Source organism: Pseudomonas sp. Pseusp11 (genome assembly GCF_047304405.1).
Classification (GTDB): Bacteria; Pseudomonadota; Gammaproteobacteria; order Pseudomonadales; family Pseudomonadaceae; genus Aquipseudomonas.
Map to the genome: position 1 here is coordinate 265578 of NZ_JBGLZF010000002.1, position 19771 is coordinate 285348.

A 19771-nucleotide genomic window follows, 5' to 3' on the forward strand; every position below is an offset into this window, starting at 1 on the left:
CAGCACCGATTCTAGGGACGCCATTGGCGCGGGATGATGAGTAATCACCATAGGCTGATGCGTTTTTGGAATAGTTTGCAAAATACCCTCAGTGGCGCCATTGCACCGCAGTAAACTCTTCGCCAGAGACGCGATGAGGAGCCAGCATGCAAACCAAATGGTTGGACGATCTTTTGGCGATTGCCGAATGGAAGAACTTTTCTCGAGCCGCGGAAGTGCGTTGCGTCACGCAGTCCGCGCTGTCTCGGCGGATTCGTTCACTTGAGGAATGGGTGGGAGCCGAACTGGTGGATCGCGGCACCTATCCTGTCCAACTGACTCAAGCGGGCCGCAGCTTTTGTGAAGAGGGGCGCGAGGCTTTGTCGGCGTTGCTGCAATTGCGACTGGCTCTTCGCGAAGGAGAAAGAATGCCGGGGCGCTCGATTCAGGTCACCGCCGGGCACAGTCTTTCAATGACATTTCTGCCTAAGTGGCTCACCCAGTTTCAACAGCAGAATGAGCCCTTCAATGCTCGCGTGGTGGCCGCGAATATCCACGATGCGGTGATTGCGCTGGAGGAAGGTAGCTGCGATTTGATGATCGTCTACCACCATCCCCTCGCCCCGATCCAGCTCGATCCCGAGAAGTTCGGCAGTTTGACCCTGGGGCATGATTCGTTCGTTCCACTGTGCGCGCCGGACAATAACGGCAAACCGTTGCATCGGCTGCCGGGGACGGCCGCCAAACCAGTGCCGCACCTGGCCTATACCGCGACCACTTTTTTGGGCCGCGTGGCCGATATCGTCATCAAGAATGCACCGACTGCTTGCGTGCTTGATCGTTGCTTTGAGGCGGACATGGCCATGTTGCTGATGAGAATGGCGATCGAGGGCTACGGCGTTGCCTGGCTGCCCCTGAGCGCCGTGACCGATGAACTGGAGCGAGGGCAATTGGTGCTGGCCGGCGGCGATGAGTGGAAGACCCGGCTGGAGATACGTTCGTATTGTTCGATCGCCAATCAAAACCCGACGATGCGCGACCTTTGGAAAACGCTTGAAGTCGCATCGCGAGCAGGCCCATTCGAGCGACCAGACGCCCCTTAGACTGATCATGGTCAATAATCAAAGGATTGAGATGTATCGAACGACCACCGTCTGCTCGCTTACCCACGGGAGGTTTGTCATGTCTGGTCAACCGCGCTTCATGCTGGTCGCCTCACCGCTGATGGAACACAGCCCCGCCTTCGACCGGGCCGCGATGCTGGCCAAGGCCGAGGGGGCGGCCCTGCACATCGTGGCCTTCGACTATCTGGAAGGCCTGGCGACCGCCAGCCTGGTCAACGAAAAGGCCATGGAGCAGATGCGCTTGGGCTATGTCGAGCGCCACCGCCAGTGGCTTGAAGAACAGGCCCACCCCTTGCGCAAGATCGGTGTGAACGTCACCACCGAGGTGGCCTGGGTCGAGAATCCGCTGGAGGAGATCCTGATTCACCTCAAAGAGCAGCCGATGGACGTACTGATCAAGGCGCTGGATCATCCATCGCGGCTGTCGCGGCTGGTGTTTACCCCCCTCGACGTGCATTTGTTGCGCGAATGCCCGGTGCCGCTGCATTTCGTCAGCCATGCCACTCGCGCGTTGCCGCGCAAGATCGTCGCGGCGATCGACCCGTTTCACCGCGATGATCAATACAACAGTTTCAACGACCGGATCCTTCACGAAGCCTCAAAACTGGCGAGCGCCTGCAATGCCGAACTCAATGTGGTCTACGCCTATGACCTTTCATCCATCAGCGCGGATGAGTTCAACTTCTACAACGGTTCGGCGCTTTTCTCTTCGGACCAGGTCAAGACCCTGTTCGACCTCCAGGAGAATGCCTTCAACGAACTGGCCGCGCGCAACGGCATCGCGCCGGAGCAGCGGCACATGATCATGGGCAACCCCACCAAGGTACTGACCCACTACACCGAGACCCATGATGTGGATGTGATCGTCATGGGCCGGATCGGCCATCGCGGCATGGGCCGGTTGATCGGCAGCACGGTGGAGCATGTGCTGTACAAAATGCCATGCAGCGTGTGGGTGGTGTACACCGAGTCACTGGATGAGTGACTGCAACGGCTGAATACCAAATTGTGCACATACCTTTGTGGGCGCGACCTCCTGTGGCGAGGGGGCTTGTCGGAACGCCGCACCGCCCCGTTCGGCTGCGAAGCAGTCGCAAAGCTTTTGGGGCCGCTTCGCGACCCAACGGGGGCAAGCCCCCTCGCCACAGGGGTCGCGCACACGGGGATTTTGTGTTCTCGACTCAGCGCCGGGTGATCACCACCTCCAGGTATTCGCTTGGCACCACCAGCGACCTCTCCCCCGCTCGGTTCAGGCGATTGAGCAGTTCCGTCAGGTCGTTTTCCAGGGCGGCGGCCCCTTCAGGCGGCAGGGTCGCAAAGGCCTTGTGAACCGGGCCATACCAGGTGCGGAAGGTGTCGATGAAATGAGCGGCCGAGCGGTAGCGGAAGTTGAACAACCGCCGTGTGACCTGGAGCAGAAAGTCGCGCTGATCGAACTGTGAGTGCAACCACGCTTCGGAGCCCCAGTTTGAAGGCGGCTGAGCCCCGGCGGGTGGCGGCATGTGGCGCCCCAGCACCTTGAACATCTGCCCGACGAATCCTTCAGGCGTCCAGTTGGCAAGGCCTATCCGGCCTCCCGGACGGCACACCCGCGCCAATTCCGCGGCAGCCTTTGGCTGATCCGGGGTAAACATCACCCCAAAGGTCGAGAGCACGGCATCGAAACTGGCATCCTCGAAAGGTAGCGCCTCGGCGTCGGCCACCTGAAAGGTCACGTTCAGGTGTTCCGCCCGTGCCCGGTCTTCGCCACGCTCAAGCAGCTTGGCCACATAGTCGGTGGACGTGACCTTACAACCCCGGCGCGCAGCGGCAAGCGTGGCATTACCGTTGCCCGCAGCGACGTCCAGCACGAGCTCATCGCAGAGCAGGTCGCAGGCTTCAGCCAGTTGTTCGCCGACGATCTGTAAAGTGGTGCCGATCACGGCGTAGTCGCCGCTGGCCCACGCAGTCATCTGACGGTTTTTCAGGGCGGTGAGGTCAATGGGTGTGCTCATGAAGTCTGCTCCGCTGCGGGTTGGAACACGTCTCGGCTTACTCCGCCGTGGTGGGATCGATGATGCTCATGACTCGGGAAACGCTGTTGATCGGAAAGCCACCTTGTTTGGCATGCTCCCTGATGAGCTCCTCGCTCGGCGCGATGTACACGCAATAAATCTTGTCGCCCGTGACGTAACTCTGCTGCCATTGCACTTGCGGCCCCAACCCGCGCAACACATCGCAGGATTTTTGCGAGATCGCTTTGAGTTCCTGTTGCGCCAGTGCGCCGGCTCCCGGAAGCTCGCGTTCAATAATGAACTTAGGCATAACCCTCTCCCTTTCATGATTGTGATGGCAGGATCGCAAGTGACCCCGTTCACAAACTAAAGCTCCCGGACAGGTATCCGTCCTGCCCGGTCGTCCGGCAGACTCACGAAATGCAACGATCTCCGATGCATGGTCATGCATCTGTAACGCTGGATTAACAGGTCGGCTTGCTTTACCGAAACGTGTTACGCAGCAGGCGTCTTGGCCTCTTCCAACAGCTGCCGGATCATCTGCTCCTGAGTCTCGTAGCGACCCTCGCCGAAGTGGCTGTAACGCACCTGCCCCTTGGCATCGATCAGGTAGTGAGCCGGCCAGTATTGGTTGTCGAAGGCGCGCCAGATCGCGTAGTTGTTGTCGATCGCCACCGGGTAGGTGATACCGAGTTTTTTCACCTGATCGCGAACGTTGTCGAGGATGCGTTCGTAACCGTATTCCGGGGTGTGCACGCCGATCACCACCAGGCCGTCCTTTTCATATTTTTTCGCCCAGTCCTTCACGTAGGGCAAGGTGTGCTGGCAGTTGATGCAGTCATAGGTCCAGAAATCCACCAGCACAACTTTGCCGCGCAGGGAGTCGTTGCTCAGCGCTGGAGAGTTGAGCCATTCGACCGCGCCGGAGAGTGACGGCATCGCACCTTTGGCCGCGTCCATCGGGTCGGCCTTGACCTTGCTGACCAGGTAATCGACCACTTTCGGCACGGTTTCCAGCACCTGCTGTTCCACCGAGGTAACACCTTCGGAGGAGGTGCCGGCGAGCAGTCTGTTATCGGTTCCGGTGGCAATGACCGCCGCCGCGACCAACACCCCGGCACCGGCGCCGCGACGCAGCCAACCGGTGACCGGAATCGACGGTTTCAAGCGATTGACCAAGCCGCGACCGGCGAAGATCAAGGTGCCCAGGGACAACGCGCTGCCCAGGCCATACGCCACCAGCAGCAAGCTGGTCTGGGCATTGGCGCCTTGCAGCATCGCGCCGGTGAGGATCACCCCCAGGATCGGCCCGGCACACGGTGCCCAGAGCAGGCCGGTGGCGACGCCGATCATCACCGAGCCCAGAGGGCCGGACATTTTACGGGTGTTGGGGTCGAGGCGATTGCCCAGCAACACGAACGGGCGCGCCAGCCAGCCGCCGATGCGGGCGGAGATCAGCGACAGCGCAAACAGCACCATCACGATCAGCGCCACATGGCGGCCGGTGTTGTTGGCTTGTATCACCCAATCGCTGCTGACCACGGCCAGGCTGGAGATCAGGGCGAAGGTCAGGGCCATGCCACCGAGAGTGAGCAGGATCGAGGTGCGTGTGCGTTTAACACCGGCAAACAGAAACGGCACGACCGGGAGGATGCAGGGGCTGAGGACGGTCAAAATGCCGCCCAGGAATGCGATGAGAAACATGGGGATCACCTTGAATATACGAGTCCGATGTGGGAGCGAGCCTGCTCCCACACTGGGAATATTGAGTTCATCAGAACAGTGCCTGGCTTCAAGCCATCTGGTTTTCCAACTGCTGGCCCTGTGGCGTCCGGCTGTAACCGTTCTCTGCAAGCAATTGCCCCTGCGGTGTGCGGCTGGAGCCATTCTCTGCAATCAGTTGCCCCTGCGGTGTGCGGCTGGAACCATCCTCAGCCACCAGCGGCGTCAGTTGGAAGCAGGTGCTGCTGCCACAGCTGCTCTGTTCAACAGCCGCGTTGGCATGCGCGGCGACGCCGTCTACGGAAAATACGATGGCGGTCAAAAAGCGGGTGACGTTGTTCATGGGGTTATTCCTGTTTCAAAAAAGGGATTGAGAACGGGTGAGCAAAGGACTCAGTTGTCTTCGTTGCAGTTGTCAGCGAATTTGCGGTAATCAAGGGCCTGGGTTTTGCCTTGGGAATCCAGGTAAGTCATCCGCGCATTCACAATCCCGCAGGAAGGTGTGGCGTCCTCTTTCATCGACAGCACTTTCTGGATGTCCAGGTGCGTGCCATAGGTGTAGGTTTGCGGGGTGACATTGGCTTCGGCCCGGGCCGACAAGGTGCAGATGTTCAGGGCGGCAAACAGGCAGGCGGCGTAGACGGCTTTGGTATTCATGGTGGTTTCCTCGGGGCTTCAATGGGTCAATCGTTGCCAAATCGTTGATGGGGCCGAGGCGGTTTGGGTTTGCCTCGATGGAAGCCATTAGAAGCCCGCGAGGTATCCCGTCTGTGTCTGGAACAGGCGCGAGTAAATTGCTATGTATCAACACCGGCCGGCGATACACAGCGATACAAAACCCCTGAAATCGGCTGTTTTTGCGTCCCCGTGTATCCGCCGACAGGCCAGATACACTGCAATACAAACCGCTGCGGGCGAGCGAGCCTTGACTCGGTAGACTGCGCGAAAACTCCTACTCAAGAGGCATGGCGACCATGGAACACGTCGATCACATTCTCATCGTGGACGATGACCGCGAGATCCGGGAACTGGTAGGCAATTACCTGAAGAAGAACGGCCTGCGCACCACCGTGGTGGCAGATGGACGGCAGATGCGCGCGTTTCTGGAGACCACGCCGGTGGACCTGATCGTGCTCGACATCATGATGCCGGGCGACGATGGCCTGCTGCTCTGCCGTGAGCTGCGCGCCGGCAAACACAAGGCCACGCCGGTGCTGATGCTCACCGCGCGCAACGATGAAACCGACCGCATCATCGGCCTGGAAATGGGCGCCGACGACTACCTGGTCAAACCGTTCGCCGCCCGTGAACTGCTCGCCCGGATCAACGCCGTGCTGCGCCGCACGCGGATGCTGCCGCCGAATCTGGTGATCACCGAAAGCGGTCGCCTGCTGGGGTTCGGGCGCTGGCGCCTGGACACCTCGGCCCGGCATCTGCTGGATCAGGATGGCACCATGGTCGCCCTCAGCGGCGCGGAATATCGTTTGCTGCGGGTGTTCCTCGATCATCCTCAGCGGGTGCTCAATCGCGACCAGTTGCTCAACCTGACTCAAGGCCGCGACGCCGATCTGTTTGACCGCTCCATCGATTTGCTGGTCAGCCGCTTGCGTCAGCGCCTGCTCGACGACGCCCGGGAACCGGCCTACATCAAGACCGTACGCAGCGAAGGCTATGTGTTTTCCCTGCCGGTGGAAGTGCTCGGTGCGCCATCATGAACCTTGCGCTGCACTGGCCCCGCACGCTGGCCTCGCGGCTGTCGCTGATTTTCCTGATCGGCCTGATCCTCGCCCAGGCGCTGTCCTTTGGCGCGCAGTACTACGAGCGTTATGAAAGTGCGAAAAGCACCATGTTGGGCAACCTGGAAACCGACGTCTCGACGTCCCTCGCCATCCTCGACCGCTTGCCCGCCAACGAACGAGCGAGCTGGCTGCAGCGCCTGGAACGCACCAACTATGGTTATCTGCTGAATGAAGGTTCACCCGGCACACCGATGGCGCCCAGCGATGTGCCGATTGCCGTCCCCTCGATTCAGGACGCCATCGGCCATGAATATCCGCTGACTTTTACCGACATCCCCGGCCCGAAGAAACACTTCCAGGCCCATCTGAAACTGAAGGACGGCAGCCCCGTCACCATCGACGTGCGCCCCGCGATGGTGCCTTTGTCCCCGTGGTTACCGGCGGTATTACTGGGGCAACTGGCGCTACTGATCGCCTGCACCTGGCTGGCCGTGAGAATCGCCATCCGCCCGCTCACCCGCCTCGCCCAAGCCGTGGAAACCCTCGACCCCAACACCCACGCCGTGCACCTTGATGAAAAAGGCCCGACCGAAGTCGCCTACGCCGCCAGGGCATTCAATGCCATGCAGGCGCGCATTGCGGCGTATCTCAAGGAGCGCATGCAACTGTTGGCGGCGATTTCCCACGACCTGCAAACCCCGATCACGCGCATGAAACTGCGTGCCGAATTCATGGACGACTCCAGCGAAAAAGACAAACTGTGGAACGACCTCGGCGAGATGGAACACCTGGTGCGCGAAGGCGTGGCCTACGCTCGCAGCATCCATGGCGCCACCGAGGAAAGTCGCCGCACCGATCTGGATTCGTTCCTCGACAGCCTGGTGTTCGACTATCAGGACATGGGCAAAGACGTGCAGCTGGGCGGCAAAAGCGCCGCAGTCATCGACACCCGGCCCCATGCCTTGCGGCGAGTGCTGGTGAACCTGGTAGACAACGCGCTGAAATTCGCTGGCGCGGCTGAATTGTGGGTGGAAACGAAGGCCGACGGCAGCTTGTCGGTGAAGGTCATGGACCGAGGGCCGGGGATTGCCGAAGAGCAATTGGCCCAGGTGATGCAGCCGTTCTACCGCGTGGAGAATTCGCGTAATCGCAGCACCGGCGGGACCGGCTTGGGATTGGCGATTGCCCAGCAATTGGCGCTGGCGATTGGCGGGTCACTGACCTTGAGCAATCGTGAGGGCGGTGGGTTGTGTGCGGAGCTCAAATTGCCAAAGCCCCAATAAACACCATCCATCCAATGTAGGTGTGGTGTTTGGGGGATTGTGTGCGGTCAGGCCCTTGTGGCGAGGGGGCTTGCTCCCGCTGGGCTGCGCAGCAGCCCCCATCCAACCCAAACCCTGTGGCGAGGGGGCTTGTCGGAACGCCGCATCGCCCCGTTCGACTGCGAAGCAGTCGCAAGGACACCCCCCCTAGCGAACCTGACAAAACCGGATTGCTGATTTTGGGGCCGCTGCGCTGCCCAACGGGGGCAAGCCCCCTCGCCACAAAAGCCGCGCTAGAAGCTACTCCGAAGGCCGAGCCCGCAACCGCCGCCCAATTACATCCAGCACATCGCAGCCATCGCGCAATGGAATGGCACAGAGCAAAGCAAAATCACTGAGAATGAAGGATTCGCACTCGACTGAACCGCGCATCGACATGTTCTCAAGCACCTGAGTAACTGCGCGAATTCGATAGCTGGCAGTGTCATACAAAACATCGATCGGCGCGTGGGTATCGACGAACAGGGTGGGCATGTCGGTGCAGTTGCCGGTTAGGGCCATGAAGCGGTTTTCGGGATGAGGAACTATTTTTTCGTAGGGTGGATCTGGCGTTAGCGTCGTCATTTGTAATTTCCATGAGTATGAATATGAGCTGCCAACGCACCCTCCTACAGGTTTGGGTGGCAGCCATGCGCAGGAGTAGGAGTACCGAGCACTCATGAACCTCGGCCACGCCGAAGCGTGTCCCGCGCACAGCCGCCGCGAACGATCTTACGGACACGAATTAAGCGCCGCAATCAAACGACAAAGCTGTTGCACCATGAGAGAGGGCTCCTACACCCTGCCACCACTTCCGCGGTGACAGCGAAAGACTATCCCTATACCCCATCGTCCACCAGTTCACGAAAAACGCCACAACTTGAAGGAAACTTCCGATGACCTTGCCCAGAAATTTCGCAGTTATCCCGAGAGATTTAAACAGCTGCGCAGAAAATTAGGCGCGGGGACTTTGCGGGGGATCGATCAGGAAAGAAGTCAGGAAAGGTGGAAATGGATGTAGGGTGATTCGCTGATTATCAGCGACTAAAGGCCGCTATACCGATTACCCGTTCCCTGTGCATCTGCCGCAACAACGCCAATCCACTGTCGATAAAGGCCTGCGACCCAGCCATCCCCGCCTCCACCGCCAGCCCTTCCAGCTGCGCCCGGCCATCGAGTTCAGGAAATTCCCCGATCCGCTGCAACAACCGCCACGCCAACGGGCTCAGCTCGGAGAAGCGCACACTCCAGTCTTCAGCCCGACGCACCAACAGTAACGTGGGCTGAGTCGGTAGCACTTGCGGCCGATAATCCGGCCCCACTTTTTGCACCGGCCAGCCATAGGCCAACGGCCAGGCCAGTGGCGAAACCTGCAACGGTCGCTCCAGCAGCAATCCAGCATCGCTGGCCGGCAACGGCTCGGCGTCGGATTGTTGCAGGGCCATTTCGACCCATTCGTAATGCGCCAGCTCGACCATGAACGGCGGCCACGGTCCATCGCTCAACACTTGCGGTTCAGCGGCGAGGAATTCGACGAACTCCTGGGCGATCTCGCCGAATTTTGGCGTGTGAGCGCGGTAGTCCCGCAGGAAGATTCGCACCAGAGAACGCCAGTCACTGTCCCCCAGTATTCTCACCAACACCGGAAAGGTGCCGCTGAGCAACGACGACAGGTTCGAGAACACCAGGTCGCGATAAACCTGCGCCCGTGCCACGTCCATCCCGACGGGAGGAGCACAGTGGTCGGGGTCGCGCAGGTAGCGAGTCAATGTGTCTTGCTGCTGGTGCAGCGTCGGCTTATCCACGGTTCGCCTCCTCGTCTTGCAGTCGGCGGATTGCCTGCAACTCGCTCACCAGTTCAGAGAACGCCGGGTAATTGAAGTCCCGTTCAAGCAGCGTCGGCTGTACGCCGAACCGCGCATACGCCTCGGCCAGCAAAGCCCAGACCACCGGTTTGACCGAGGCGCCGTGGGTGTCGATTTTCAGGGTGTCGGATTCGTCGAAATGCCCCGCCACATGCATCGCGACCACTCGCCCCGTGTCGATGCCCGCCAGAAACGTCTGCGGATCAGAACCGTGATTGATCGAGTTGACGTAGACATTGTTGACGTCCAGCAGCAGGTCGCAATCGGCTTCGCGCAGCACTGCGTTGGTGAACGTCAATTCGTCCATGTCCTGCTGCGGCGCGGCGTAGTAGGAGACGTTTTCCACCGCCAGACGCCGACCGAGAATGTCCTGTGCCTGACGAATCCGGGTGGCGACGTGGTGCACCGCTTCTTCGGTAAATGGCAACGGCAGCAGGTCGTAAAGATGCCCGTCATCGCTGCAGTAGCTCAGGTGTTCGCTGTACAGCGGCACCTTGTAGTGATCGAGGAAACTCCGCACTTCCCGCAGAAACCCGACGTCCAGCGGCGCCGATCCGCCTAATGACAACGACAAGCCGTGACAGGACAACGGATAACGCTCGGCCAGGGCACGAAACGCCGCGCCATGCGCGCCGCCGATACCGATCCAGTTTTCCGGCGCGACTTCCAGAAAGTCAAAAGCGCCCGCCGGGGCCGCTTGAAGGTCGTTCATCAAGCCACGGCGCAAGCCTAGCCCGACGGTCGCCGGCGCTGATGTGAGGGGAGTTTGCATGGTGTCGATCTCATCCTGGGATCCGGTCTCCAGCGCCTGAATGCTCAGTGCCGGCCGGCAGGTCCAGTTAAGCGACGCGGTGTGTCGGGTCTGTGTGCGCAAACGCCCCTCTTCTCAGCGCACTGTATCGGACAGGCAGCCAGATACAGAGGGATACACGAACTAGACTTGTTGATTACCCCCGTAGGGGGGAGCCAGGACGCGGTTATCGTCCTGTTCATTCCCACGATCACCGCCCACAGGTGCATGCCTCGACAAACAAAGCCTGCAGGCCGTGATCCTGCTGAAGGAGCACACAAGATGGACGAGGCCAGACTCAATGATTTCATGGGCAAACTGGTGAGCGACATGGGTGGCGCGGCGATGCTCGCCAACGTCATCCTCGGCGAAGAACTCGGCCTGTACCGGGCCATGGCCGACAGTCAGCCCGTCACCCCCGAAACACTCGCCGCGAAGACCGGCTGCAACACCCGCCTGCTGCGTGAGTGGCTCAGCGCCCACGCCGCCTCCGGTTACATGGAACACCGCGACGGCCAGTTCCGCCTGCCCGAAGAGCAAGCCCTGGCGCTGGCGATCGAAGATTCACCGGTTTATGTAGCCGGCGGTATGGCGGTGGTTGCGTCGTTTTTCCATGACAAGGACAAACTGGTCAACGCCATGCGCGGCAACGGTGCCCTGCCCTGGGGCGATCACCATCCGTGCATGTTCAGCGGCACCGAGCGGTTCTTCCGCCCAGGCTACAAGGCGCATCTGGTCAGCGAGTGGCTGCCGGCCCTCGACGGGGTGGTCGCCAAACTGGAAGCCGGCGCGAAAGTAGCAGACATCGGCTGCGGCCACGGCGCCTCGACCGTGATCATGGCCCAGGCCTTCCCGGATTCACGGTTCGTCGGTTTCGATTACCACGCGCCTTCGATCACCGTCGCCACTCAGCGCGCCGAAGAAGGTGGCGTGTCCGGACGGGCACGGTTCTTCCAGGGCAACGCCAAGAGCTATCCGGGCGACGACTATGACCTGATTTGCTATTTCGATTGCCTGCACGACATGGGTGACCCGGTCGGTGCCGCAAAGCATGCCTATGAATCGCTCAAACCCGACGGCACGGTGCTGCTGGTTGAGCCCTTCGCCAACGACACACTTGACGAGAACACCAACCCGGTAGGACGGCTGTTCTATGCCGCCTCGACCTTTATCTGCACACCTAACTCGCTGTCCCAGGAGGTCGGCCTCGGGCTCGGTGCCCAAGCGGGCGAGGCTCGGTTGCGCAAGGTCTTCACCGAGGCGGGGTTCACCCAGTTCCGGCGAGCCACGGAAACGCCGTTCAACCTGATTCTGGAGGCGCGTAAATAACGCCCGGCTCATCACCCGGGCAGGTTGGTCTGCCCGGATGCAACGGATGAAACCGGACCCTGTGGGAGCGGGCTTGTGTGGCGAGGGGGCTTGTCGGAACGCCGCATCGCCCCGTTCGATTGCGAAGCAGTCGTAAAACCAATCACCGCTTTCTAAATTCAAGATCGCGGTGATTGGTTTTAGGGGTGCTTCGCGCCCCAACGGGGGCAAGCCCCCTCGCCACACAAGCCCGCCCCCATAGGTGACCGTGATCAGCTCAGACGCTCGCCAAGGTTTTCAGCCTTGAGAATATCGAACAACGCCTGCGCCGCCGCCGACAGTTCTTGCCCCGTCGTCAGCACCCCGATCGCCCGTTCCACCACCGGATCGCGCAGGGTGATGCAGCGCGCGCCCAGCTCGCGCATCTGCCCGGCGCACAACGCTGGCACCGCGCTCACGCCCAGTCCGCTGGCCACCATCCGCCCGACCGTCGCCAACTGATGACTTTCAAACTCCACCGGCAATTTCATGCCCCGCGCCTGCAAGTGCTCTTCGAGCATCACCCGCACCGTGGACGGTCGCTGCAAGGTAATGAACGGTTCCTTGAGCAAGGTCTGCCAATCGATGTCGCCCAGGTCCGCCAGCGGTGAATCAAGCGGCACCACCGCCACAAACCGGTCGATGTACAACGGGGTAAATTGCAGCGACGAACTCTGGGTCGGCTCAAACGCCACGCCCAACTCCACCTGGCGGTCGCTGACCATTTCCAGCACCTGCTCGTTGATCACGTCGTTCACCGTGACGTTGACCTTGGGATAACGCGCGCGGAAGGTCTTGAGGATCGGCGGCAGCAGGTTGCCGGCAAACGACGGCATCGCCGCCAGTGTCACGCGGCCGCGCTGAAGGGTGAAGCGTTGGCGCAGTTCATCCTCGGCATTGTCCCAGTCCGCGATCAGCCGGCGGGCCAGTGGCAGCAGCGATTCACCCTCGGCGGTCAGTGCGACGTTGCGGGTATTGCGGGTGAACAGGCGCCCACCCAGGCCCTCCTCCAGCGCCTTGATGGTCAGGCTCAACGCCGACTGGGACAGGTGCAGCCGCTCGCAAGCCACGGCAAAGCTCAAACTCTGGGCTACGGCCAGGAAGGCGCGGATCTGTTTAACGGTCATGCCCGTATCTCCAACCTCGTACGCACACACTGTAGGAGCTGCCGAAGGCTGCCCCTACAATTAGTGAGTTTTATCTATCAATCAACCTTAAAAATCAACTTAACAAATAAATCCTGCAGCGAGACACTCCATCCCCATCCGGCTAGCCAGCCGCCCACAAAGAATAAAAGAGGTGCATATGGCAGGGTTCGACAAGCGCGTGTATTCCTATGAGGAAGCGATGGCCGGTCTTGAAGACGGCATGACCGTGATCTCCGGCGGCTTCGGCCTGTGCGGGATTCCGGAAAACCTCATCGCCGAGATCCAGCACCGGGGCACCCGTGACCTCACCGTGGTCTCCAACAACTGCGGCGTCGATGGTTTCGGTCTCGGCGTGCTGCTGGTGGACCGGCAGATCCGCAAAGTGGTGGCCTCCTACGTCGGCGAGAACAAACTGTTCGAAGACCAACTGCTTAAAGGCGAAATCGAAGTCGTCCTGACCCCCCAAGGCACCCTCGCCGAGAAAATGCGCGCAGGCGGTGCCGGCATCCCGGCGTTTTTCACCGCCACCGGCGTCGGCACTCCAGTCGCTGAAGGCAAGGAAGTGCGCGAATTCAAGGGCCGCCAGTACCTGATGGAAGAATCCATCACCGGTGACTTCGCCATCGTCAAAGGCTGGAAAGCCGACCATTTCGGTAACGTGGTCTATCGCCACACCGCCCAGAACTTCAACCCGCTGGCCGCCACTGCCGGCAAGATCACCGTGGTCGAAGTCGAAGAAATCGTCGAACCCGGCGAGCTGGACCCGTCGCAGATCCACACCCCTGGCATCTACGTCGACCGGGTCATTTGCGGCACGTTCGAAAAGCGCATCGAACAGCGCACCGTGCGTAAGTGATCCCCTGCCCCCGGACCGAATGAAGGAATAACAACAATGGCACTTTCCCGCGAACAAATGGCTCAGCGCGTCGCCCGCGAAATGCAGGACGGCTACTACGTGAACCTCGGCATCGGCATTCCGACCCTGGTCGCCAACTACATCCCCGAAGGCATGGAAGTCATGCTGCAATCGGAAAACGGCCTGCTCGGCATGGGCGCCTTTCCGACCGACGCCGAAGTCGACGCCGACATGATCAACGCCGGCAAGCAAACCGTGACCGCGCGTATCGGCGCGTCGATTTTCTCCTCCGCCGAATCGTTCGCGATGATCCGCGGCGGCCACATTGACCTGACCGTGCTCGGCGCGTTCGAAGTGGACGTCGAAGGCAACATCGCCTCCTGGATGATCCCCGGCAAACTGGTCAAGGGCATGGGCGGCGCGATGGACCTGGTGGCCGGTGCGGACAACATCATCGTCACCATGACCCACGCCTCCAAGGACGGTGAGTCGAAACTGCTGCCGCGCTGCAGCCTGCCGCTGACCGGCGCCGGTTGCATCAAACGCGTACTGACTGACCTGGCCTACTTGGAAATCCACAACGGCGCGTTCATTCTCAAGGAACGCGCACCAGGCGTGAGCGTTGAGGAAATCGTCGCCAAGACCGCCGGCAAACTGATCGTGCCTGACCACGTCCCGGAAATGCAGTTCGCTGCCCAGTGAGGAATCCGTCCATGCAAGACGTTGTGATTGTTGCTGCCACTCGCACTGCCATCGGCAGTTTCCAGGGCGCGTTGGCCAATGTGTCCGCGGTTGATCTCGGTGCTGCGGTGATCCGCCAGTTGCTGGCGCAAACCGATCTGGACCCGGCGCAGGTCGATGAAGTGATCATGGGCCAGGTATTGACCGCCGGCGCCGGACAAAACCCTGCGCGTCAGGCTGCGATCAAGGCCGGCCTGCCTCACGCCGTACCGGCCATGACCCTGAACAAGGTCTGCGGCTCGGGCCTGAAAGCGCTGCACCTGGCGGCACAGGCGATTCGCTGCGGCGATGCCGAGGTGATCATCGCCGGCGGCCAGGAAAACATGAGCCTGGCCAATTACGTGCTGCCCGGCGCCCGCACCGGTCTGCGCATGGGCCACAGCCAGATCGTCGACACGATGATCAGCGACGGTTTGTGGGATGCGTTCAACGATTACCACATGGGCATCACCGCCGAGAACCTGGTGGACAAGTACGGCATCAGCCGTGAGACCCAGGACGCCTTCGCGGCCGCCTCGCAACAGAAAGCCGTGGCCGCCATCGAAGCCGGGCGCTTCGTCGATGAAATCACCCCGATCCTGATCCCCCAGCGCAAGGGCGATCCACTGGCCTTCGCCACCGATGAACAGCCGCGGGCCGGCACCACCGCCGAGTCCCTGGGCAAACTGAAACCGGCCTTCAAAAAGGATGGTTCGGTGACCGCCGGCAACGCCTCTTCGCTGAACGACGGTGCGGCTGCCGTGATTCTGATGAGCGCCGCAAAAGCCAAGGCCCTCGGCCTGCCGGTGCTGGCGAAAATCGCCGCGTACGCCAACGCGGGCGTCGACCCGGCGATCATGGGCATCGGCCCGGTCAGCGCCACCCGTCGTTGCCTGGACAAGGCCGGCTGGTCCATCGATCAACTGGAGCTGATCGAGGCCAACGAAGCCTTCGCCGCGCAATCCCTGGCGGTGGCCAAGGACCTGGAATGGGATCTGGACAAGGTCAATGTCAACGGCGGCGCCATCGCCTTGGGTCATCCGATTGGTGCGTCGGGTTGCCGGGTGCTGGTGACCCTGCTGCACGAGATGATCAAGCGTGATGCCAAGAAAGGTTTGGCCACCCTGTGCATTGGTGGTGGTCAGGGCGTGGCATTGGCCATCGAGCGCATGTAAGCCTGTTCGAGACACCAATCCCCTGTGGCGAGGGAGCTTGCTCCCGCTGGGCTGCGAAGCGGCCCCAAAATCTCTGATGTACCAAAGATTTTGTGAGTGCTACGCACTCAAGCGGGAGCAAGCTCCCTCGCCACAAACCGGGTTCCTTTTTGTCCTGTCCTCAGGCAAATTTCACCAGGTTCGCCCTCCGGGATCAGCCCACAAACTGCAAAATCAACCAGCTGTTGGCCGCACTGATTACCGTAAACAATCCCCACGCCAACACCCGAGTTGGCAGCCGATTCACAAACGGCCCCATGAGCGTCTGATCGTTGGTCATGCGAATCAACGGGTACAACGCGAACGGCAGTTGCAGGCTGAGTACCACCTGACTCAACACGAGCAGTTTGCCGATTGCCCCGTCGCCCATCAGCCACACGCCGATAAACGCCGGGATCAGCGCCAGCCCGCGAGTGATCAAGCGCCGTTGCCAGCAGGGCAAGCGCAGGTTCAGGTAGCCCTCCATGATCACCTGGCCCGCGATGGTGCCGGTGAAGGTCGAGCTCTGCCCCGACGCCAGCAACGCCACACCAAACAACACACTGGCCAACGCCCCGCCCACCAATGGATCGAGCAAGTGATAGGCGTCCTGGATGTCCACCACGTCGGTATGCCCGGTCTTGTGGAAGGCCGCCGCAGCAAGAATCAGGATCGCCGCGTTGACCAGCAGTGCCAGCGCCAGGGAGCCGAGGGTGTCGATGCGCGCCAGTTTGACCGCGTCCTGCTTGCTGGCCAGGTCCTTGCCGATCATCCGCGTCTGCACGATCGAGGTATGCAGGAACAAGTTATGCGGCATCACCGTGGCCCCGAGAATGCCGATGGCCAGGTACAACGGCGCCGCATCGCCGATCACCGAAAGTGACGGTGTGAAACCGCGAGCGACGTCCGGCCAATAGGGTTTGATCAGCAGCAGTTCGACGAAGAAACACGCGCCAATAGTGCCCACCAGCACCAGCATGATCGCCTCCAGCCGACGAAAACCGCGGTTTTGCAGGGCCAATACCAGCAACGTGTCGAACGCGGTGAGCGCGATGCCAAACGTCAGCGAACAACCCAGCAGCAAGTGGAACGCCAGGGCGCAGCCGAGCACTTCGGCGAGGTCGGTGGCAATGATCGAAATTTCCGCCAGCAGCCACTGGGTCCGTGCGGTCCGCGTGCTGTAGCGCTCCCGGCACAACTGCGCCAGATCGCGCCCGGTGGCGATACCCAGACGCGAGCACAAACACTGCACCACCATCCCCGCCAGGCTCGCCAGCAACACCACGAACAACAGGCTGTAGCCAAACCGCGAACCGGCCTCGATGGCCGTGGCCCAGTTGCCCGGGTCCATGTAGCCGATGGACACCAGCAAACCGGGGCCGGCAAAACGCAGAACGCGCTTGTAGAACGAAGCACCAGGGTCAACGGCAACCGTGCCGGCCACTTCCGGTGGGCAAAACGGCGCGGTGCCGACTTTGGGCAAACTGAATTTCACGCAAGCATCCGTCAACAGGTGGGAGCGCGCAGCTTAGACGTTTCGCGCACCCGGGTGTAGGCGCTCAACGCTTGCGCAGAAACCGCCTTAAGCAATCCATCGCCCGCAATGCTAACGTGACCGGCACACACAAATGGAGATGCGTGCGTGCTGATGCTCAAGCTGCTGGTGATTCCGGGGTTTCTGTTGCTGATTTCCCTGGCCGGTAAACGCTGGGGACCGAGCGTGGCCGGTTGGCTGTCGGGGTTGCCGGTGGTGGTCGGGCCGATTCTGTTGTTCCTCGCCATCGAGCAAGGCCATGTGTTCGCCGCTCAGGCGGCAACGGCGGCGCTTTCAGCCATGTTCGCGATGATTGCCTTCTGCGTGACGTATGCCCAGCTCGCACAACGCTTGAGCTGGTCGTGGGCACTGACGATGGCGCTGCTGGTCTGGGCGTCGGTGGCTGTTGTGCTGTCGCTGATCCCGCCGTCGCTGACGCTCTCGGTGATCGCCGCCGCCACCGCGTTGCTGGCCGCGCCGTACCTGTTTCCCTCGGTGCAACCCGTCGTTTCAGGCCCGGCGCCCAAATCCGACAAACTGCTGCTGCGGATGATGGCTGGCGCGATGCTCACCTTGGCCGTGACGTTGCTGGCCAGCACCGTCGGCGAGCGCTGGAGCGGATTGCTTGCAGTGTTCCCGGTGCTGGGCAGTGTGATGGCAGTGTTTTCCCAGCAGACTCGCGGGCCGGCGTTTACTGCGGCGTTGCTGCGGGCTACAGCTACCGGGATGTATTCGTTTGCGGCGTTTTGCCTGGTGCTGGCGTTGGCGTTGCCGAGGTTCGGCTGGATGGGATTTGTGTTGGGGATCGGCGCCTCGTTCGGGATGCTGTTGGTGACAAAACAACGGGCCTTGCGCCCAACGCCCTATCGTTTCAACGAACGGCAACGATGATCACCACGCACCCGGTGTAGCAAATCGCGATCCGTGGGATGATCGCCGTCATAGCGCTACCATCCCACGGAGAGTTTGAATGTCATTGTTGAGTAAAAAAGCCGTTGTTCTGCTGCTGACAGCGGCTGCCAGCCTGGGGGCCTTGAATGCGCAGGCGGCCAAGGCCACTACCAGCGACAAAGCGCCGACCCAGAAGGTCTCGATGCTCGGCGGCAAGTTCACCTTCACCCTGCCCAAGGGCTTCATTGCCAATCCGCTGCCGGCCGGCGACGCGGCCACCGGCACCGCTGGGGCGACGGGCACGATGTACACCAACCAGACCAGCAAAACCGTGGTGATCGCCGCCGAAAACACCATTCCCGGCGGCGCCAACGTCAAGGACAACGACGGTGAGTTCCTCGACGCCACCGTGTCCGCCTTCGCCACCGAGCAACGCAACGCCTTGCCGGACTTCAACAAGCTGAGCGAAAAAAGCCTGACCCAGAAAGGCACGGGGCTGGGCCTGCGACAGATCGACAGCACCGCCACCCAGGGCGGCGGCATGACCCTCGACACCTCGCTGATGGCCGCTTCTGGCACTCGCATGGCCATCATTCAGGTCATCTCCCGCCCCAACGACAAAACCGGCCACGAAACGCTGGTGAACCAGATCATCACCGGCAAATAAACCCGACCGGCTCAGGGATTGAGGCGCTGCAACCAGGCGCTCAAATCCTGCATCTCGGTGGCGCTGATGCTGTGGCCGACACCTTCGTAGGCATGAAACTCGGGCTTGAGTGACAGCCGTTGCAACAGGCTGTCGGCCTCGGTGCCGTCGTTGTAGGGCAGGCGTTTGTCGGCGGTGCCATGACCGATGAAAATCGCCAGCGACTGGCGTTTTTCATCCGGTTTGAGTTCGGACTTGAGCACCGGCAGGATGCGCCCGCTCAACGCCGCAATGCCGCCCACCGCCTCGGGATGACGCAAAGCGACTTCATAGGACATGATCGCGCCCTGGCTGAAACCCACCAGGAAAACCTTGTCCGTTTCGGTGTGATATTTCTTTGCCGCTTGTGCGACGAAATCCAGCAGCACCTGGCCGCTGGCCTTCAGGTCGTCCGTCTCGCCGTTATAGGCGCCCTCGCCCTTTTTGCGAAACCACTGGTAACTGCCCTCTTCCAACGTCATCGGCGCCCGCACCGACAGGTAGTTGTACTGCGGTGGCAATTCATCCTTGATGCCGAACAGGTCCTGCTCGTTGCTACCGTAACCGTGCAGGAAAATCACCAAGGGCTGGTTACGGGATTCGACGTTGGCCTGTTCCAGGTACTTGAGCGGCAGATCGGTGTGTAGCGGGATTTCAGCGTGGACGGCGGTGGCCGCCAGGAGCGTGAGCAGAGCGAGAAACTTCAACATAAACCTTCCTTCACAGCGCGCAGGATTCGGGACAGAGCCTAACATCTCTTCCCGCCGATGCATCGCCTCCCTCCGATGCACCGTTTCCCTCTGATGCACCGTCTCCTCGTAGGAGCAGGGCGCGGGAGGGGGTCTGTATATTTTTTTTTTTTTTATAAAAAAAAAAAAAAAAA

21 protein-coding genes are annotated in these 19771 nt (G+C 60.9%); 10 read left to right on the forward strand and 11 right to left on the reverse strand.

Going from position 1 to position 19771, the window contains the following annotated elements; genetic code table 11:
* Positions 1-146: 146 nt before the first annotated feature.
* Complete coding sequence (locus ACCC96_RS02710) at positions 147-1082, forward strand: LysR substrate-binding domain-containing protein (RefSeq protein ID WP_019649298.1); 936 nt, start codon at positions 147-149, stop codon at positions 1080-1082.
* A gap of 79 nt (positions 1083-1161) precedes the next feature.
* Positions 1162-2088, forward strand: a complete 927-nt coding sequence (locus ACCC96_RS02715) for a universal stress protein (RefSeq protein ID WP_019649299.1) — start codon at positions 1162-1164, stop codon at positions 2086-2088.
* Between the two features lie 196 nt (positions 2089-2284).
* On the opposite strand, the gene ACCC96_RS02720 is transcribed toward ACCC96_RS02715, so the two are convergent.
* From ACCC96_RS02720 to ACCC96_RS02740, 5 genes are all read right to left on the reverse strand, one after another.
* Complete coding sequence (locus tag ACCC96_RS02720) at positions 2285-3097, reverse strand: class I SAM-dependent methyltransferase (protein WP_019649300.1); 813 nt, start codon at positions 3095-3097, stop codon at positions 2285-2287.
* Positions 3098-3134: 37 nt separating this feature from the next.
* Positions 3135-3407 carry a DUF4242 domain-containing protein gene (locus ACCC96_RS02725; RefSeq protein WP_258673350.1) on the reverse strand — a complete coding sequence of 91 codons (273 nt, stop codon included), beginning with the start codon at positions 3405-3407 and terminating at the stop codon, positions 3135-3137.
* A 185-nt stretch (positions 3408-3592) separates the two neighbouring features.
* Positions 3593-4801, reverse strand: coding sequence for a cytochrome c biogenesis protein DipZ (locus tag ACCC96_RS02730; protein ID WP_258673348.1), 1209 nt, complete (start codon positions 4799-4801; stop codon positions 3593-3595).
* Between the two features lie 88 nt (positions 4802-4889).
* Positions 4890-5162 carry a hypothetical protein gene (locus ACCC96_RS02735; protein WP_413694934.1) on the reverse strand — a complete coding sequence of 91 codons (273 nt, stop codon included), beginning with the start codon at positions 5160-5162 and terminating at the stop codon, positions 4890-4892.
* Between the two features lie 50 nt (positions 5163-5212).
* Entirely contained in the window at positions 5213-5476 is a 264-nt protein-coding gene (locus tag ACCC96_RS02740; RefSeq protein ID WP_019649304.1) for a DUF2790 domain-containing protein, read from the reverse strand.
* Between the two features lie 317 nt (positions 5477-5793).
* On the opposite strand from ACCC96_RS02740, the gene ACCC96_RS02745 reads away from it, so the two are divergent.
* A complete protein-coding gene (locus ACCC96_RS02745) occupies positions 5794-6534 on the forward strand; it encodes a response regulator (protein ID WP_026345826.1) in 741 nt (246 codons plus the stop codon).
* Positions 6531-7841 carry an ATP-binding protein gene (locus tag ACCC96_RS02750; protein ID WP_413694935.1) on the forward strand — a complete coding sequence of 437 codons (1311 nt, stop codon included), beginning with the start codon at positions 6531-6533 and terminating at the stop codon, positions 7839-7841. The genes ACCC96_RS02745 and ACCC96_RS02750 overlap by 4 nt, the downstream gene beginning before the upstream one ends.
* A 279-nt stretch (positions 7842-8120) precedes the next feature.
* Here ACCC96_RS02750 and ACCC96_RS02755 read toward each other — a convergent pair whose 3' ends face one another.
* From ACCC96_RS02755 to ACCC96_RS02765, 3 genes are all read right to left on the reverse strand, one after another.
* Entirely contained in the window at positions 8121-8444 is a 324-nt protein-coding gene (locus ACCC96_RS02755) for a hypothetical protein (RefSeq protein ID WP_026345827.1), read from the reverse strand.
* A 452-nt stretch (positions 8445-8896) separates the two neighbouring features.
* Positions 8897-9664, reverse strand: coding sequence for a DUF2063 domain-containing protein (locus ACCC96_RS02760; protein ID WP_413694936.1), 768 nt, complete (start codon positions 9662-9664; stop codon positions 8897-8899).
* Positions 9657-10496, reverse strand: a complete 840-nt coding sequence (locus ACCC96_RS02765; RefSeq protein ID WP_413694949.1) for a DUF692 domain-containing protein — start codon at positions 10494-10496, stop codon at positions 9657-9659. The genes ACCC96_RS02760 and ACCC96_RS02765 overlap by 8 nt, the downstream gene beginning before the upstream one ends.
* 300 nt (positions 10497-10796) lie before the next feature.
* Between ACCC96_RS02765 and ACCC96_RS02770 the strand changes: the two genes are divergently transcribed.
* Complete coding sequence (locus ACCC96_RS02770) at positions 10797-11843, forward strand: class I SAM-dependent methyltransferase (protein ID WP_007939004.1); 1047 nt, start codon at positions 10797-10799, stop codon at positions 11841-11843.
* Positions 11844-12094: 251 nt separating this feature from the next.
* Here ACCC96_RS02770 and ACCC96_RS02775 read toward each other — a convergent pair whose 3' ends face one another.
* The gene (locus ACCC96_RS02775; protein ID WP_413694937.1) at positions 12095-12988 is read right to left on the reverse strand and encodes a LysR substrate-binding domain-containing protein; all 894 of its coding nucleotides are present in this window, start codon (positions 12986-12988) and stop codon (positions 12095-12097) included.
* Positions 12989-13166: 178 nt separating this feature from the next.
* Here ACCC96_RS02775 and ACCC96_RS02780 point away from each other — a divergent pair, with 178 nt between their 5' ends.
* From ACCC96_RS02780 to ACCC96_RS02790, 3 genes are read left to right on the forward strand one after another with little or no spacing between them, the layout of a single operon-like run.
* Positions 13167-13865, forward strand: coding sequence for a CoA transferase subunit A (locus ACCC96_RS02780; RefSeq protein ID WP_018928063.1), 699 nt, complete (start codon positions 13167-13169; stop codon positions 13863-13865).
* Between the two features lie 36 nt (positions 13866-13901).
* Positions 13902-14567 carry a CoA transferase subunit B gene (locus ACCC96_RS02785; RefSeq protein ID WP_018928064.1) on the forward strand — a complete coding sequence of 222 codons (666 nt, stop codon included), beginning with the start codon at positions 13902-13904 and terminating at the stop codon, positions 14565-14567.
* 11 nt (positions 14568-14578) lie between these two features.
* Positions 14579-15760: an acetyl-CoA C-acetyltransferase gene (locus ACCC96_RS02790; protein WP_413694938.1), complete on the forward strand. Its 1182-nt coding sequence runs from the start codon at positions 14579-14581 to the stop codon at positions 15758-15760.
* A gap of 193 nt (positions 15761-15953) precedes the next feature.
* On the opposite strand, the gene ACCC96_RS02795 is transcribed toward ACCC96_RS02790, so the two are convergent.
* Entirely contained in the window at positions 15954-17273 is a 1320-nt protein-coding gene (locus tag ACCC96_RS02795) for an Nramp family divalent metal transporter (protein WP_413694939.1), read from the reverse strand.
* 147 nt (positions 17274-17420) lie between these two features.
* Between ACCC96_RS02795 and ACCC96_RS02800 the strand changes: the two genes are divergently transcribed.
* Positions 17421-18203 carry a hypothetical protein gene (locus ACCC96_RS02800; RefSeq protein WP_413694940.1) on the forward strand — a complete coding sequence of 261 codons (783 nt, stop codon included), beginning with the start codon at positions 17421-17423 and terminating at the stop codon, positions 18201-18203.
* A gap of 79 nt (positions 18204-18282) precedes the next feature.
* Positions 18283-18870: a hypothetical protein gene (locus ACCC96_RS02805; RefSeq protein ID WP_018928070.1), complete on the forward strand. Its 588-nt coding sequence runs from the start codon at positions 18283-18285 to the stop codon at positions 18868-18870.
* An 11-nt stretch (positions 18871-18881) separates the two neighbouring features.
* Here ACCC96_RS02805 and ACCC96_RS02810 read toward each other — a convergent pair whose 3' ends face one another.
* Entirely contained in the window at positions 18882-19598 is a 717-nt protein-coding gene (locus ACCC96_RS02810) for an alpha/beta hydrolase (protein ID WP_413694941.1), read from the reverse strand.
* Positions 19599-19771 lie beyond the last annotated feature (173 nt).